The sequence below is a fragment of the Deefgea chitinilytica genome, assembly GCF_016881405.1.
Classification (GTDB): Bacteria; Pseudomonadota; Gammaproteobacteria; order Burkholderiales; family Chitinibacteraceae; genus Deefgea; species Deefgea chitinilytica.
The window spans coordinates 78,705-94,725 of the sequence record NZ_WOFE01000007.1 but is presented as its reverse complement, the minus strand read 5'-3'; the positions used below and the strand labels follow the sequence as shown (position 1 = coordinate 94,725).

At 49.8% G+C, this 16,021-nt stretch carries 13 protein-coding genes and 1 tRNA gene; 4 read left to right on the top strand and 10 right to left on the bottom strand.

From position 1 onward, the window contains the following. Nucleotides 1–41: 41 nt before the first annotated feature. Entirely contained in the window at nt 42–578 is a 537-nt protein-coding gene (locus tag GM173_RS12855) for a hypothetical protein (protein ID WP_203571786.1), read from the top strand. On the opposite strand, the gene GM173_RS12850 is transcribed toward GM173_RS12855, so the two are convergent. Further along, nucleotides 556–1,641, bottom strand: a complete 1,086-nt coding sequence (locus GM173_RS12850; protein WP_203571785.1) for a CobW family GTP-binding protein — start codon at nt 1,639–1,641, stop codon at nt 556–558. The genes GM173_RS12855 and GM173_RS12850 overlap by 23 nt on opposite strands. A gap of 67 nt (nt 1,642–1,708) precedes the next feature. Continuing rightward, on the bottom strand, nt 1,709–2,314 hold the full coding sequence (pth, locus tag GM173_RS12845) for an aminoacyl-tRNA hydrolase (RefSeq protein ID WP_203571784.1): 606 nt from the start codon (nt 2,312–2,314) through the stop codon (nt 1,709–1,711). 285 nt (nt 2,315–2,599) lie between these two features. Between pth and GM173_RS12840 the strand changes: the two genes are divergently transcribed. Next, the gene (locus GM173_RS12840; RefSeq protein WP_203571783.1) at nt 2,600–4,918 is read left to right on the top strand and encodes an extracellular solute-binding protein; all 2,319 of its coding nucleotides are present in this window, start codon (nt 2,600–2,602) and stop codon (nt 4,916–4,918) included. Between the two features lie 70 nt (nt 4,919–4,988). Here GM173_RS12840 and GM173_RS12835 read toward each other — a convergent pair whose 3' ends face one another. The 6 genes from GM173_RS12835 to GM173_RS12810 all read right to left on the bottom strand — a co-directional run bounded on the left by GM173_RS12835 (nt 4,989) and on the right by GM173_RS12810 (nt 10,009). After that, nucleotides 4,989–5,567, bottom strand: a complete 579-nt coding sequence (locus tag GM173_RS12835; protein WP_203571782.1) for a 50S ribosomal protein L25/general stress protein Ctc — start codon at nt 5,565–5,567, stop codon at nt 4,989–4,991. Nucleotides 5,568–5,735: 168 nt separating this feature from the next. Further along, nucleotides 5,736–6,686: a ribose-phosphate pyrophosphokinase gene (locus GM173_RS12830; RefSeq protein WP_203571781.1), complete on the bottom strand. Its 951-nt coding sequence runs from the start codon at nt 6,684–6,686 to the stop codon at nt 5,736–5,738. 63 nt (nt 6,687–6,749) lie between these two features. Beyond that, a tRNA-Gln gene (locus GM173_RS12825) sits at nt 6,750–6,826 on the bottom strand. A 19-nt stretch (nt 6,827–6,845) separates the two neighbouring features. Beyond that, entirely contained in the window at nt 6,846–7,718 is an 873-nt protein-coding gene (gene ispE / locus GM173_RS12820) for a 4-(cytidine 5'-diphospho)-2-C-methyl-D-erythritol kinase (protein ID WP_203571780.1), read from the bottom strand. Next, nucleotides 7,715–8,254 carry a lipoprotein insertase outer membrane protein LolB gene (lolB, locus tag GM173_RS12815; protein ID WP_203571779.1) on the bottom strand — a complete coding sequence of 180 codons (540 nt, stop codon included), beginning with the start codon at nt 8,252–8,254 and terminating at the stop codon, nt 7,715–7,717. Before lolB ends, ispE begins: the two co-directional genes overlap by 4 nt. Beyond that, nucleotides 8,255–10,009: a tetratricopeptide repeat protein gene (locus GM173_RS12810; protein WP_203571778.1), complete on the bottom strand. Its 1,755-nt coding sequence runs from the start codon at nt 10,007–10,009 to the stop codon at nt 8,255–8,257. It lies immediately after the preceding gene. A gap of 73 nt (nt 10,010–10,082) precedes the next feature. Between GM173_RS12810 and mutM the strand changes: the two genes are divergently transcribed. Both mutM and GM173_RS12800 read left to right on the top strand, forming a co-directional pair. Next, nucleotides 10,083–10,898: a bifunctional DNA-formamidopyrimidine glycosylase/DNA-(apurinic or apyrimidinic site) lyase gene (mutM, locus tag GM173_RS12805; RefSeq protein WP_203571777.1), complete on the top strand. Its 816-nt coding sequence runs from the start codon at nt 10,083–10,085 to the stop codon at nt 10,896–10,898. A 91-nt stretch (nt 10,899–10,989) separates the two neighbouring features. After that, on the top strand, nt 10,990–12,993 hold the full coding sequence (locus tag GM173_RS12800; protein WP_203571776.1) for a dynamin family protein: 2,004 nt from the start codon (nt 10,990–10,992) through the stop codon (nt 12,991–12,993). A 606-nt stretch (nt 12,994–13,599) separates the two neighbouring features. Here GM173_RS12800 and GM173_RS12795 read toward each other — a convergent pair. Next, entirely contained in the window at nt 13,600–14,076 is a 477-nt protein-coding gene (locus GM173_RS12795) for a hypothetical protein (RefSeq protein ID WP_203571775.1), read from the bottom strand. A gap of 404 nt (nt 14,077–14,480) precedes the next feature. Next, complete coding sequence (locus tag GM173_RS12790) at nt 14,481–15,770, bottom strand: tryptophan--tRNA ligase (RefSeq protein ID WP_203571774.1); 1,290 nt, start codon at nt 15,768–15,770, stop codon at nt 14,481–14,483. Nucleotides 15,771–16,021 lie beyond the last annotated feature (251 nt).

The window sequence follows — 16,021 nt, the reverse complement described above, 5'->3', positions numbered from 1 at the left end:
ATTTTAATATACGCTGCGGCAAAGAAGCTCTGAGATTGCTTATGAATACCAATACCATCTTTAGCAAAACCGAAGCCGGTCTGCGAGAAGTCCAAAGCCGCAGCGCCGGATTTCCAATTCGCCTGCGCCAAATCCTCATCATGATTGATGGGCATAAACGCTTTGATGACTTACTTGGGCTACAACCCGATCCAGAAGAGTTAACAAAGCAGCTGCTGCAATTGATGGAATTGCAATTAATCGTAAACACTGGCGCAGATGATCTGCGCCCACCTGTCGCTCGACCTAGCACAGCGACTACGCCAGCCGCAGCAACAGCCAGCCCAGTGCTCAATCAAGCTCAAACGCTACCCAGCGCGAGTGCGCGCAATAAAGTCCGCCGGATTATGGCAATGACAGATCAAGCGTACTTATCGAATAAATTGGAATTTATGCTCAGCGATGTGTTTGATGTCATGAGCAGCGCAGAAGACATGAATTTCTGCATCGACCGCTGGCAAAAAGCAATGCGCGACGCTGGGCACGGCGATATGGTCGATGCGTATATGTTTCAAATTAGGTCAGCACTGGCGAGTTAATTAACGTCGCCATTAACGCCTCAGTCAATAAGGACCAATCAGGCGCTTGTTCGCTCTCAACAATCACTTCAAAACGACTATCGCGTCGATATGCGGTTGGCGCTGCGCTACTCATGCCATCCACCCAATCAAAGCGATACCAATCTCGCTCAGTATTAAAAATCCCCTTGCCGCGCGTCAATCCCTGCAACCCCAACATGGTAGGATTCGACAGCGCAGTAAATAAATCCGCCACTTTGCTACTGCTAAACAATGCATCGGGTGCAAAAATCCAACCACAACTGTGCGAACCCAAACTCGACTGCGTTTTGCAAATCGGCCACACCTTAGGCTCAAGCGATGCTTTTGCAGCTCCGCTCTTTAACTTGCTAGGGTAATTAAGAGCAGGCGAGTAAGCGCCATACTGAGCCCCTTGCAAATGCGAGTTTTCTAATGCATCGGGCCAACGTTCAGGGTGTAGTTCTAAATCCAAAAGCTCAGGTGAGAATTGCCCCTTTACACTGCGTACCATCGCTAATTTGGGCGGAAAAAATGCTCTGCCCATCGCTTCGGCATGGGTAATTTGCGCTTCATCCGCAATATCACATTTGTTAATCACCAACACATCAGCCAACTGCAATTGATCACGCCATGTTTCATGCAAAGTATAACGCTGGTCAGCCAAGTGACGTGGGTCGAGCAAGGTGACGACGGCGCACACCTCAAAAGCACTAGCCAACATTGGGTCACGCAATAAATCAATGATTCCCGCAGGATGCCCCAAGCCTGATGGCTCAATTAATAAGCGATCAGGGCGTTTTCCGCGTGCTAGCTTTCCCAAAGTCACACGCAGCATCGGGCTCGTTGTACAGCAAATGCACCCACCGGGCACTTCGGCCACTTGCAAATCCTCACCCAATGAGGAAAGCGTTGCACCATCGATCCCCACTTCCCCAAACTCATTCACAACAATCGCCCAATACTCATCCGCAGGCTTTTGCGCTAATAAATTCATCACAGCGGTGGTCTTACCCACTCCGAGAAATCCAGTCACCAAATTGACTGGCATCACTTTACCATTCATAACTATCCATAGGGTATATAAAGCAGAGCAATAAGAAGCAATAACTTCAAGGCAATACATAACACAATTAAGGTGCAGGCTTGTGCTCTCGCTTCTTGGACTCATCCGTATGCAAAAGACTCATTGCAGGTCCAGTTTGACCCTGAATAATCTTGGGCAACACCGCTAGCGATTTTAAAATCGCATCATCAATCAACTCTTGCTCTTCTTTGCGCGGCGGCTTCAGTACGAAATTAGCCACTTCATTTTTATTACCTGGATGACCAATTCCTAAGCGTAAACGCCAAAAACTCGGTGTTGATAAATGCGCTTGAATATCTTTCAAGCCATTGTGCCCGCCGTTACCCCCGCCTTGTTTCAGCTTCACCAAGCCCGGAGCAATATCCAATTCGTCGTGTACAACCAATATTTCATCCGGCAATATTTTATAAAACTGCGCCAAAGCCACGACCGCCAGCCCGCTGCGATTCATAAATGTCTGCGGTTGTAACAACCAAACATCCTGTCCGGCGATTTTGACGCGGCCGCATAAACCATGAAATTTACTATCATGGCGCAAAACAATTTGCCCATCCCTCGCCAAGTGATCAACTAGCCAAAACCCAGCATTGTGCCGCGTCGCTTCATACTCTGCTCCGGGATTCCCCAAACCCACTATCAACTTAATCGCCATCCTACCCTCAATACAACAACGCTGAATAAGAGCACTATGATACCTGCGCCAGCCAATCTACGGCATCGTAACATTCATATCGATGTATTCAACGCAGCTGTCTAACTGCAAAAAGTATTCGAGTGGGAGTAAAGACAAGGCAAAGTGTTTAGATTGATAAAAAAAAGACGAATAATTACAGCGCATCCCTAGTTATGTACGATACTAAGTAAAACTATATTTTTTTACCCTTTGCACACACTGCTTTAACGCGCGTCGTAATTCTGCGCGAGTTAGGAGATAAGTATGTCAGTTAGTCAGCGCTTAATGGCCATTTGTCTTGCTATTAATATTGTTTGCTTAGCCGCAATTATCAGTGCCGTTCAATACTCAGGCTCGGTGTGGTTGCCCTGCTTGCTCGGAATTCCGATCACAGCAGGACTGTTGTTTGTTGCAGTCCATTTCCAACTGAGCCCTTTAAAGCGGCTTTGCAACACCATGCAAAGTCTCGCAGCGAGCGGTGGCGACCTCAATACACGAATTGCGATTGATTCCCACGATGAGTTTGGTGAAATTGCCCAAGCCTTTAATCAATACAGCCAAAACCTGCAAGCAACTTTCCGTGAAGTGCAGCGCGATATGGAAGGTCTTTCGCTCGGACTACGTGAACTCACTACCGTTACCGGCCAATTAGTCAAAGACAGCCACACTCAATCGGACTATGCTGCCGCCACCGCCGCGGCAGTCGAGGAAATCACCGTCAGCATCACCCATATTGCGGACAATGCCAATGACGTAGACCAAACCGTCGGCGAAACGCAAGGGCTTTCCAGTATCAGCGCAGCTGCCGTGCAAGGTGTGGCCGATGAAGTTGGTCAAATGACCGCCTCGTTTCAATTACTCGGCGAAACCATGAATACACTGAGTAAACACTCGCAAGAAATCGGCACCATCGTCAGCGTCATTAAAGACATTGCCCAGCAAACTAATTTGCTCGCTCTGAATGCCGCCATCGAAGCCGCCCGAGCCGGTGAACAAGGACGTGGTTTTGCGGTAGTCGCTGATGAAGTACGTAAACTCGCTGAGCGCAGCGCCAGTGCGACGGTTGAAATCACCGAACGCATCGAAACGGTCGATCGTGAAACCCAAAATGTCGTTGCATCGATGAATAGCACCGCAGGCCGCATTACTGGTAGTGCCGAGCGCGCCGAAGAGGCTCGGCAGCAAATGCTCACCATCGGCGATCGGATGTCCACCGTTGTGACCGTGGTAAAAGAAATCGCCGATTCAACTCGCGAGCAAACCGCGGCCAGCACGACGATGGCGCGCTCAGTCGAACAAATTAACAATATGAGCCAATCCAGTGATTCGGCATTACAACAAGCCAAGCGCGCATTAGAACAATTAGATGGTCGTGCCCGCGAATTAATGGAGGCCGTGGGTAAATTTCAACTCGGCGATATTGAAGTCTTGCATGGCTGGTTCGCTGCCAGTGGTTTTCGCGCCGTCGCCGACATCAAAGCGCGCTTGAATAAAATTAACCACCACTGGTCCGATAGTCACAGCGGTAAAGATGTACCCGGCATGCTGAAAAAAGCAGTCGAAGCGGGCAACCTACCGACCGCGGTTGCGATTGGTGGCGTCAAAATCCAAAATTGGACCGGACGAGACATCTTTGCCAATCTAGATTCACTCGCGCATGAACAGCAGTGGAACCAAATTCTGCCCAAAGTCCTAGATGACCAAATGCATGCCGAAGGACATTATGTTGCCGTACCGCTGGGCGTTGCTCGCGTCAACGTGCTTTGGGTCAATGCGGCAATTATGCGTCGGATCAACCAAGTTCGCGCACCGAGCACGTGGGATGAATTTATTCAGCTTTGCGAACGTCTACAAGCTGCTGACATCACACCGATTGCGCATAGTGAAGTCAAATGGCAAGTAGCAACTTTATTTGAAGCGGTAACTCTTGGGGTATGTGGCGCCAATCACTATATCAATGCATTTAGTAAGCTTGATCAATCCGCCCTCTCTGGCGCCCAAACTATCAAAGCCCTTGAAATGTTCCGCCGAATTAAACCGTTTTGCTCCGTCGATCCGGTCGGTCGTGAATGGAACTTGGTTACGGCCGATATTATTAACGGCCGTGCAGCGATGCAATTAATGGGCGATTGGGTCAAAGGTGAATTTGATACAGCAGGCAAACAAGCTAATACCGATTATCTATTCTGGGCGGCACCAACCCAAAATGGTGAATACAGCTTTGCTGCCGATACACTTACTTTCTTCAAGCAAAAAGATGCCGCGCGGCTCAAAGCACAAACTGACTTTGCCACACTGCTGATGACGCCCGAAGTACAAATTGCCTACAACAAACACAAAGGCAGTATTCCAGCCCGCACTGATATCGATCTAAACCAGCTCGACGCCTATGGCAAAGCCTCAGCGCAAGACTTTACGCAGGCCTCTAGCAAAAATAGCCTGGTGCCATCTTGGGCGCATAATATGGCGGTACAGGATGATTTGAAGAAAGCATGGATTGAGGTCGTCTATGAGTTCTGGCACAACGACAATCTCAGCGCAAGTGCAACCGCCAGCAAACTCGCCGCGCTCGCCAGAAAATAAGCGCCAGCCAAACGACGTAAAAAAACCCGCCGAATCGGCGGGTTTTTTGTTGAATATCGAAAGTTAAATATTAACCTTTCGCGCCATTCAACATAGAAACAGCCAAATCTGCACCGCGCAATAGCGATACCAATTGAACGCCTTCTGGCAAAGCGATGTCAGACAAGTGAACTGACAAATTACCTACAGCCAATTTCGATTGGTCAACAGTAATGAATTCTGGCAATTTAGAAGCAACGCAACGAACCATTACTTCTTTCAAGATGTTGCTGATTGAACCGCCTTGCATCTTAACGCCGAGGCAAGTATCGCCACCAACGAAGTGCAATGGAATACGCAATTCGATTACAGACTCAGCGCTTACGCGTTGGAAATCGATGTGTTGAACTTGTTGTTTGAACGGATGGTATTGAACCGCACGTACAACCACTTGCTCAGCAGCTGCGCCGTCAACAGACAAGTTGATCAAAGCAGTGTGGAATTTTTCGTCTTGCAGCGTGTAGTACATGCTGTTGTGGTCCAGGTTGATTGCAACTGCATCCGCAGCGCCACCGTAAACGATACCTGGCAATTGACCGGCTTTACGCAGGCGGCGGCTCGCACCAGTGCCCTGCTTTGCGCGGCTTGTAGCTTTTAATTCGAAAGTCATTGTGATACTCCAATAGGAAAAATAACATACGCCCCCCGCGACCAGAGAAGCATACGATTCGGGGTATAAGCCCTGAATTAGTGGTGAGGTGTGAGGTGTGATGAGGTGTGAGGCGTCAATGCACCTGCTTTACCCCTATCACTTTACTCCTAACTCCTCACTCTCAAATCAATCAACGAACAAGCTAGAAACTGACTCTTCGTTATTAATGCGGCGCATCGTTTCGGCCAACAGACCGGCAATCGATACCACGCGAACGCGGCCACTTGCTTGTGCCACTTCGCTGACCGGAATCGTGTCAGTCACAACGACTTCATCCAATTCCGATTGCAAAATACGATCCACAGCAGCTCCAGAGAACACCGCATGCGTTGCATAAGCCATCACACGTTTCGCGCCAAATTTTTTCAATGCTTCAGCGGCTTTGCATAGCGTATTAGCGGTATCAATCATGTCGTCGATAATCACGCAATCACGGTCTTTCACGTCACCGATGATGTGCATTACTTCAGCGACATTAGCTTTCGGACGACGCTTGTCGATGATCGCCATATCTACACCCAACTGTTTCGCCATCGCACGGGCGCGCAATACGCCGCCAACGTCTGGAGAAACAATCATCAGGTTTTCATAATTTTTTGCGCGAATATCCGCCAACAACACCGGTGTTGAATAGATGTTGTCGACCGGAATATCAAAGAAACCTTGGATTTGATCGGCGTGTACGTCAACAGTCAATACACGATCCACACCGGCAACTTGCAACATATTGGCAACCACTTTGGCCGAAATCGGTACCCGCGCTGAACGCGGACGGCGATCTTGGCGAGCATAGCCAAAGTAAGGAATCGCTGCGGTAATCCGACCCGCCGAAGCACGCTTGAGCGAATCGACCATCAACATCATTTCCATGATGTTGTCGTTGGTCGGCACACAGGTTGATTGCAGCACAAACACATCACGGCCGCGAACGTTTTCCAGCAATTCAACGGTCACTTCACCGTCAGAGAAACGGCCAACCGTGGCGCGCCCCAATGAGATGTCCAGATGATTTACTACACGTTCAGCAAGGCGCGGGTTGGCGTTGCCGGTAAATACCATGAGGCTGTCGTAAGCCATTTCCAAATCCTGAAAAAACGAAAAGCGTGTAATTGACATAATTACACGCTTTCTTTTTATAGGTGGCAGGGGAAGAAGGATTCGAACCTTCGCATGCCGGAATCAAAATCCGGTGCCTTAACCAACTTGGCGACTCCCCTAGCGATTTATTTGCTGATGCTAATTATCAGCATATTCGTACAACGGATGACGACTTAGCGTCTTTACTGCAAAACCGTTGATACTTTCAAGAAGGCCGAATAATACAGCATCAACTTCGGTTTGTGAAGCAATTTCTGCAAACACACAGCTTCCTGATCCGGTCATTCTAGCAGGAGCAAATTGATTTAGATAATCCAAATGCCGACCAATCTCAGGATACTTTTGCACTGCGCAGCGCTCTAAGTCATTTCGCGTCACAGCACCTTCGAGGTCGCGAACTTTAATAGAGGGCGTATCTCTTGTCAAGTTAGGGTCTTTAAAAATTTCTGGTGTAGAAACATGCACCTGCGGGTGTAAAACCACAAAAAGTCGCTCTGGCGTTTCAATCTCGGTCATGATTTCACCAATGCCTTCGACAAACGCATTACGCCCAAAAATAAAGAACGGCACATCGGCGCCAAGCTGCAAACCCAAGGCCATTAAATCGCTGCGCGATAGATGGAGATTCCATAGCCGATTAAGCGCAAGTAACACAGTCGCGGCATCCGAACTACCGCCCCCCATTCCGCCCCCCATCGGCAAGCGTTTTTCGACACGAATATCAACGCCGAATTTGTGATTTGCTGACAACTTAGACTGCAGCAACCGCGCTGCGCGCACCGTTAAATCGGTGTCAGCGGGAACCCCTGACATTGGATTGTGATGCACGACTTGCCCATCATCGCGCAGCCGCAAATAGATCGTATCGTGGACATCCACCAACTGAAACACCGATTGCAACAGATGATACCCATCAGCGCGACGGCCAACGATATGCAAAAACAGATTCAATTTGGCAGGCGCAGGAAATGCAGTGAAGCCTGGTTCATCAAGCACAGCGGTCAAACTCATGGTACAGCAGCACTCCATTCACTAATCATTACGCGAATCCGTAGATCATCTCGCGTTAATTCAATTTTGTACGGCAAAGTCCCATCGCGAAAATCGGTCGCAGTCACCAACCAGCCACTTTGGCTAAAAGAATCATCGGTGCGCGTAAATGGCATCCGCGGATCGGGCAGGCCTCGTAGCCACCAACGCATGCCTGAAACAGGCAGGGTCAAACCCGCTAAATTCTGCAGCAAAGACTCTGGATCTGGCGCTATCTCAGTCGTTTGCCCGTGCTTAAGCGTGGCCGAGACGATCTCGCCTTGCTGATACAGGATACTTAACTCGGCCAACGTATTACCCAATGGCGACGACAGCGATAGCACGTCGCGCTCAGGCGTCGCCAGCCAATCAAACATGGCGGTATTCGCCTCAGTTTGACTGCGAATATTCACGCGCCCTTGCGCCGCAAAGCCTTGACTTGGTGGCTGCAGCGGTTTTTGCGCACACGCGGCGAGCAAAAGCAGCAAGCCAAGAAAAACAATATTCAAAAAGCGCAATTACAAACCCAATCTTTTACGCGTCGCGATTAATGTTTCGTCATCAGCATCTAATAAAGAAGCCGCATCAAGCACTTCAAGCGCTTTACTTTTATCACCAGCCAGCCACAAGGCCTCGGCATAATGCGCGGCAATTTCTGGGTCAGGTAAATCATTGTAAGCACGCTTCAGAAAATCAAGCGCAGCTTTTAATTGCCCCTGCTTTAAGCGCAACCAGCCCATACTATCGAGAATAACCGGATTATTTGGATCTTTAGCCAAGGCCTTAGTTAGAAGGGTATCAGCCTCAGCCAAACGATCAGTCCTGTTTGCAAGGATATACCCAAGAGCATTCAACCCCTGCACATGCTCAGGCTTAAGTTCTAAATAGCGCCGCAAATCCGCTTCCGCTCCTGCAATATCACCCAATAAATCCAAGTATAAAGAACGGTCGTAATACAATTCGGCTTGATCTGGGTGCTTTGCGATGGCCGCCGTCATCGTGTCGCGCGCGCGCGGCAAGTCTTTGCGCTCCCGCCAAACTTGGGCTTCAATCTGCGCCTTGCTCACTTGCTGCTCAGCGGTCTCTGCAGGCAAGGCCGCTAACGCCGCATCGGCAGCTTTTTGCTGACCTGTTTTGGCATACAAACGCGGTAACCGGTTTTTGACGCGGGCCGATTGCTCATCACCCACTTGCAGATACCATTTAATCGCATCTGCGTCGCGGTGCTGTTGCTCGGCAATTTGCCCCAAATAAATCCCCAACTGCGTCACACTTTTTGGGCTCAGGGTCACAGCGCGCTCGAGATAGCTTTGTGCCTTATCTAAATCGCGCAACTCCAGCGCCACAAGCCCTGCGCCGACCAAGGCCTCCAATTGCTGCGGATCTTGCGCCAACGCAGCTTCGTATTGCTGCTGAGCCTGCGTGTAGTTTTGATTTTCAGCGAGATTTCTCGCTTGTGCCATTGAAATGGCCGACGATTTAGGATGAGCTTTCGCCGCATCCTGTAATAGCTGCTGCACTGCCGTGCTGTCCTTGCCGCCAAGCAGCTGCACTTTATATAAAACCGCAGGCTCCCATGATGGGCGCAATTTCAAAGCGAGGTCTAACTCTTGTAAGGCCAGCGGATCTTGGCTGGCGTTGCTATAGGCAACCGCGCGCGCAAAACGCGCTTCTGGCATGCTTAAATGCGGCTCAGTCAATTGCTCGGTCACTGAAATCACCGCCGCCCGATCAGCGTCTTTATCCCACAACTGATGCATTTGCATAAAAAATGGTGCCATTTCAGCGGGCTTGGCATTCAGCATCATCCGTAAATGCGGTTCCACCTGATCCAAACGTTTACTACGAATCAATAATCCCACCAAAATTTGCCGCGCCTGCATCGAATACGGCGCGCCCGCCACCCATAACTGCGCGGCTTCTTGCGCCAGGGCCAACTGGCCAGCAGTTAAGCCCAATTGCGTGGCCCGTTGCGCAGCGCGCGGATCTTGGGTGCGCTTAGCAATATCGAGCCAAGCTTGCGCTCCCAAGGCCGGATTGCCACGCTGCGCAGCGACGTCGCCAACCAAAAATCGCATCAGCAACTCGTCGCTCAGCTCAACCTTGGGCAGCGTATCAGGGTCAAACCCATTCCGCGCAGCAGAATCGGAATCGTCTAATTCTGCCTGCGCGACGGCCGAAGCGGCAGTCGGCGGTGCAACCGGCCCGAAAGCGGAGCAGCCCGTCAAACCCGCAATCAATACGGCCAGCAATGAGTGCATACGCAATGACATAGACAATTCCAAAATTTGAAAGTTAAGACGCGATATTAGGTAAACTTGGGGCGAAAGTCCAACGAGAGCCTTTATGCCCGAATTACCCGAAGTTGAAACCACCCGCCGTGGCATTCACGATCATTTGCTCAACGCCACAGTAAGCGAACTCATTGTTCGCAACGGCCGCTTGCGCTGGCCTGTTCCCACAGATTTACCACAATTACTGGCAGGCAAAACAATATACAGCATAGCGCGCCGCGCCAAATATTTACTACTGGGCTTTGAGCATGGCACACTGATTATTCATTTAGGCATGTCAGGCAGCTTGCGAATTTTGACCGAAGCTTTCCCCGCCGAAAAACACGACCATCTTGATCTACTCCTGAGTAATGGCAAACGCTTGAGGTATCATGACCCGCGCCGCTTTGGTTCTTGGCTTTGGTGCAATACCCCAATTAACGAGCATCCATTACTGAAAGCACTTGGCCCAGAGCCTTTAGCGAATGATTTTGATGCGCCCTACTTCATCGCCAAACTCGCGTCACGCAAAACGGCGATTAAACAGCTGATTATGGATAACGCCATCGTGGTCGGCGTCGGCAATATTTACGCCTCAGAATCACTGTTTCGCGCCCGCATTAACCCGACCCGTAGCGGTAGCAGCCTGACTGAAAGTGAAATCAATCACTTGCTTACTGCCATAAAAGAAACACTCAATGAAGCGATTGCTGCAGGCGGCAGCACTTTAAAGGATTATGTCGATAGTGATGGGCGCGAAGGCTATTTTATGATCAATAGCTATGTTTATGGTCGAACCGAGCAGCCATGCCGACTGTGCGGAACAACAATCAAAACAATCCGACAAGGCCAAAGAGCGACATTTTATTGCCCGCAATGCCAATTGTGATAGCCACCTCACAATAAAGATGGCGAGCGGCATAAAGCACACTAATATTCAAGCAGATGATATCTGCATAGCGCAAGCGCAAGGGGTATGTATGAGTACGGATTTCCTAAAACAAGAAGAAGCGGCTGCCAATGATCACTTGGTCTCTGATTTTCAGGCCTACAGCGCATGGCGCGGCTCATTAACACAATCCATCGCCCAGCTCTCGCGCTGGTTATCTGAGCAAGATTTAAACGATTCGCAAACAACATTACGCATTCAAGGCCTGATTGACCGCCTGAAAGAAGACAAACTGAATATTGCCTTTGTCGCTGAATTCTCACGCGGCAAATCCGAACTCATCAACGCAATTTTCTTTGCACACTATGGCAAACGCATTTTGCCATCCAGCGCGGGCCGCACGACGATGTGCCCAACTGAGTTATTGCACGACGGCTCACGCGCACCATGCCTGCAATTACTACCGATTGAAACACGTGGCGACAATGTCACCACCGTTGAATATCGTAATTACCAAGACGAATGGCACACCATTCCATTGAATATCGACGATGCCGATTCAATGCAAGAAACCTTCAAAGAAATCGGTCGCACGCAACGCGTCAATGTCGAAACGGCGAAGAAATTCGGCCTATACGACGAAAGCGACCCCGACCAAGTGGTTGCCTTAGATAAAAATGGCGAAGTCGAAATTCCATGCTGGCGCCATGCAATTATCAACTTCCCGCACCCGCTGCTAGAACAAGGCTTGGTGATTCTCGATACACCGGGTTTAAACGCCATCGGTACCGAGCCAGAATTAACACTCAATTTGCTGCCAAATGCACACGCGATTTTGTTTATTTTGGCAGCTGACACCGGCGTCACCAAATCGGACATCGAAGTTTGGCGCAACCACATTGTCCGCAATCAAAGCGGTAAACGTGGCCGCTTGGTGGTGCTGAATAAAATTGACGGTCTGTGGGATGATTTGCGCAGCAAAACCGAAATTGATGCTGAAATCGCTAAGCAAGTGAAAACTACCGCTGATTTGCTAACGATGCCAACGTCGCAAATTTACCCCGTTTCCGCGCAAAAAGCCCTGCTCGCCAAAGTGCAAAATGACGATGCGCTATTAACGAAATCTTGCCTGATTTCACTAGAACGCGCGCTGTCCGACGATCTATTGCCCGGCAAACAAGACATCGTGCGCGATGCAACGCAATCCGAAATTGAAGACGTGGTGTCATCGATTCGCTCGATCTTGCAAGCGCGACAAGACGGCGTAAAAGAGCAACTCACCGAGCTCACTGGCTTGCGCGGTAAAAACCAAGACGTCATCGCGCAAATGATGGAAAAAGTGACTGACGACAAAAAGCACTTTGAGCAAGGTTTAGTGCGCTTTCAAGCGCTGCGCTCGGTATTTACCCAACAGACCAACAAGCTATTTTCTTTACTCGGCAAAGACGCACTCAAAGCCGAAATCGACCGAATTCGAGACCAAATGGATCGCAGTTTATTCTCGTTTGGAGAAACCGGTTTGCGCGCCACGATGGATAAATTCTTTATCGACGTGAATGGATCCATCGCCAAATCTGCCGAGCAAGTGGCCGAAATTCAAGCGATGATGGCCGCGATGTACAAAAAATTCAGCGAGGAACACGGCCTAGGCCAAGTCACGCCACCACCGTTCTCCACCTTGAAATACCACAAAGAACTAGCGCGGCTAGAAAAATCATTCCGTGAGCATTTCAACACCGTTGGCAATCTACTCACCACCAGCCAAGGCCGCTTGACGCGCAAATTCTTTGAAACCGTCGCCAGCCGCGTCGTGTACGTGTTTGAAGTCGCCAACCGCGATGTCGAAAACTGGCTCAAAGCGGTGATGGCCCCGATGGAAACGCAGGTCCGCGAGCATCAACTGCAATTGCGCCGCCGTCTGGAAAGCATCAAACGCATTCATAACGCGACCAATACCTTGGAAGATCGCATCCAAGAATTGGACGAAATGAACCGCCAGCTCACCGAGCAAATCGCCGAACTGAACGGCAAGCTGCGCCAAGTCTACGGTGCGCTGCATGCAGAAATGCAGGAGTTCGCCGCGAAAGCAGCCTAAATTTATCGTCTCAAATAAAAAACGCAGCTCACAGAGCTGCGTTTTTTATTCGCCTAAACCTAAGAATAAGCGAGAAACCAGGTATCTCAACAAAAACAAATAGTTTCAATACTTTCAAAGATATACCCACACAACAAGCAACTCGCGCAAATCAACGAAACTCGAAATAAAGTCAATGTATTGCCTTCTAAGCCTTGCAAATAAAAGCCCGTAATCAAATACATCAACAAAGATACCAAAAACCAGCCATACAGGCACAGCACCAGCTAGCACCAAGTACGCGAATGGTGGCTTCGTGGTTTTTAAATCCCGTCTAAGCGCACCGAGTATGGAGCGAGACCTAGGCTCGCGACAATCGAGGCGACGCCAAAGCTTAGCGACGCGGGGTGCAGAGCTCATCGGGGACCGATGCGCGCCCGGGGCTCCTTTTCTTTGGTTCGTTTCTTTTGGAGAAGCAAAAGAAATGAACCTGCCGCGCGCAGCCCGCGCCCAAAAATCGACGCGGCGCAGCCGCATAAAAAACAAAACCGCCGGAATTAATCGGGCGGTTGTTTAATACAACATGCGGCGCACTACGCTTCACTTTAAGTGCGCTCTAGCTTTTTATCACTTTTTGTACTCGTTCCACTCCTCTTTGTCTTGATTCACTGCTCGCTCCTTCAACAGCCAAGAGTTGAACTCTTCTTTTCCATTCAAACTCCAGTGAAGACGAATACTCCGAATGTCTTCAGTAGATCTTAACGTATTAAGTGCACACGAAAAACCCGGGTAATACTGTTTAAAGCCCCTAGAAAAGAAAACCTCAAGTATCCAATGAACCTGTTCATTTCCTTGCCAATGAAGAATAAATCGTCGATTGGCGCTACCGACAATCTTTGCACCACAAATTTCATGAGTATGCTCGGAGAGGGATATATCATTGTTCAGTTCAATATCATTCCATTGCTTCACGTACCGACGATACATTCGGTAAATGGCCTCCCGCTCCTCATCGCAGATAAGTTCGATTGCTGAAGTTGTATAAGTCCAACCCTTACCGTCTGATGGACGAGAACCGATCCAGTATGTGGACTTTGAAGCCATAAATTCCTCCTGAAAATTTTTAGATACCGCATAGTTATCACATAGTATCGATTCTGCATCAGTAAACAGGAGCTATACTTTTCTACCTTGCCGTACCCCAGCATCAACTGCAGACAAGACAAGCCAAAGAAAAACACCGTAAAACCAAGGCATGTAAAACAATAAAATTAAGCTTGCAATCGTAACACCTAAAGATGGCTTAAATTGCAAATCACAAGCTACGCAAGCCAAGGAGCAAAAAGTGAAAAAGGTAACGAAGTTCAAAAAAGTCGTATATTGGCTAATGTGAATCGCAGATGCCACCAAAAAATAGAATAGGCTGATCATTTTTTAATCTCCGTTGTTAAAACCCATCGGGCATACTCAAATCCGATCCGGCGCAACTCCACAGCATTGCGCCCCCATCACTCCACCGTCAACGCCACCAGCGCCGCAGCCACATCATCACTGCTCACACCTTCCGCCAACGCCACAGGTGCATCTGCTGGCAGTGCGGCGGCGCTCTTCAAACGCCCGACCCATTGCCCCGCATCTTTACCCGACGCAAAGCCAGAACTCGTCAACAACAAACGCCCTGCTGCGTCGCTGAAGTTGAAGTAGAACTGGCCGTCTTCCAAACGGAATTGCTTGAACGTTGGCAAAGCGACTTTCACCGCTTTCTCTTTTACCGCTGGCAAGGCATTCATACGGCGCAGGCCAACTGCTTCGCGCACTTGTTTCAGCAGCGGCGCGGCAATCGCGCGCGCTTTGGCGGCGCCGATTTGCAGCAATTCTTCGATTTGCTCTGGGTGCGCCATCAGGGCTTGGTATTTTTCGCGCATCGGGCCGATGTGGCTTTCGAGCAGTTCAATTGTGTGCTTTTTCGCGTCGCCCCAGCCTAGGCCAGCAACCAAATCAGCGCGGAATTTCGCGGCTTGCTCAGGGGTGGCAAAGGCTTCGTAAATGGTGACCAGATGGCATTCTGGGTCTTTCGGCTCGCCCGGCAATAGACTGTTGGTGACGATTTTGGCCACGGCGTCTTTGAGTGCTTTGGCACCGCCTTCAAACAGCGGAATCGTGTTGTCGTAGGATTTGCTCATTTTGCGACCGTCGAGCCCCGGTAGCGTGGCGACTTGTTCTTCGATGTGCGCTTCAGGCAGCACGAAGAAATCCTTGCCTTGGCCGAATAGATGATTGAACCGTGCGGCGACGTCACGTGCCATTTCGATGTGCTGAATCTGGTCGCGCCCCACTGGCACTTTGTGCGGATTAAATAGCAAAATATCCGCCGCCATCAAAATCGGGTAGCAGAACAAGCCCATCGTGATGCCGGCATCTAGGTCTTCGCCCGCCGCTTCGTTTGCGTCGGTCGCTCCCTTGTAGGCATGCGCGCGGTTCATTTGGCCTTTGGCGGTCACGCAAGTCAGTAGCCAATTGAGTTCGGTCACTTCGGGAACGTCCGATTGGCGATAGAACGTCACGCGTTCAGGATCGAGCCCCGCGGCGAGCCACGTCGCGGCGATTTCAAGGCGCGAGCGCTCGATACGAGCCGGGTCGTCGCACTTAATCAGCGCGTGATAATCGGCCATAAAAAAGAAACAGTCGCTATTGGGTTGCTGGCTGGCGACAATCGCCGGGCGAATCGCGCCGACATAGTTGCCCAAATGCGGTGTACCCGTCGTGGTAATGCCCGTTAAAACACGCAAACTCATCACAAATCCTTTAAAAAACACGCCATACAATGGCAGCAAGTCTAGCAGGCGGCGCGGTATCGTGTCAGCAGAATGCTTCGGTCTGAAACCGGAGCAAACCTTCCTTGAGGGTATGTTGATAAATCGCTTACTTAATAATTGACATGTAAAAATACCCCTCAAGAAAGATGATATTGATGTCGTGCCGCGATAATTGAGTTGGGGCTTAAAACCCCGTCCAAGCACACCGAGCACGAAGAAAGACAAACAGTTCT

Excerpts from the sequence above, each read along its gene's own strand:
- GM173_RS12855 (WP_203571786.1), top strand. The coding sequence starts at position 42 with ATGAATACCAATACCATCTTTAGCAAAACCGAAGCCGGTCTGCGAGAA.
- GM173_RS12850 (WP_203571785.1), bottom strand. The coding sequence starts at position 1,641 with ATGAATGGTAAAGTGATGCCAGTCAATTTGGTGACTGGATTTCTCGGA.
- pth (WP_203571784.1), bottom strand. The coding sequence starts at position 2,314 with ATGGCGATTAAGTTGATAGTGGGTTTGGGGAATCCCGGAGCAGAGTAT.
- GM173_RS12840 (WP_203571783.1), top strand. The coding sequence starts at position 2,600 with ATGTCAGTTAGTCAGCGCTTAATGGCCATTTGTCTTGCTATTAATATT.
- GM173_RS12835 (WP_203571782.1), bottom strand. The coding sequence starts at position 5,567 with ATGACTTTCGAATTAAAAGCTACAAGCCGCGCAAAGCAGGGCACTGGT.
- GM173_RS12830 (WP_203571781.1), bottom strand. The coding sequence starts at position 6,686 with ATGGCTTACGACAGCCTCATGGTATTTACCGGCAACGCCAACCCGCGC.
- ispE (WP_203571780.1), bottom strand. The coding sequence starts at position 7,718 with ATGAGTTTGACCGCTGTGCTTGATGAACCAGGCTTCACTGCATTTCCT.
- GM173_RS12810 (WP_203571778.1), bottom strand. The coding sequence starts at position 10,009 with ATGTCATTGCGTATGCACTCATTGCTGGCCGTATTGATTGCGGGTTTG.
- mutM (WP_203571777.1), top strand. The coding sequence starts at position 10,083 with ATGCCCGAATTACCCGAAGTTGAAACCACCCGCCGTGGCATTCACGAT.
- GM173_RS12800 (WP_203571776.1), top strand. The coding sequence starts at position 10,990 with ATGAGTACGGATTTCCTAAAACAAGAAGAAGCGGCTGCCAATGATCAC.
- GM173_RS12795 (WP_203571775.1), bottom strand. The coding sequence starts at position 14,076 with ATGGCTTCAAAGTCCACATACTGGATCGGTTCTCGTCCATCAGACGGT.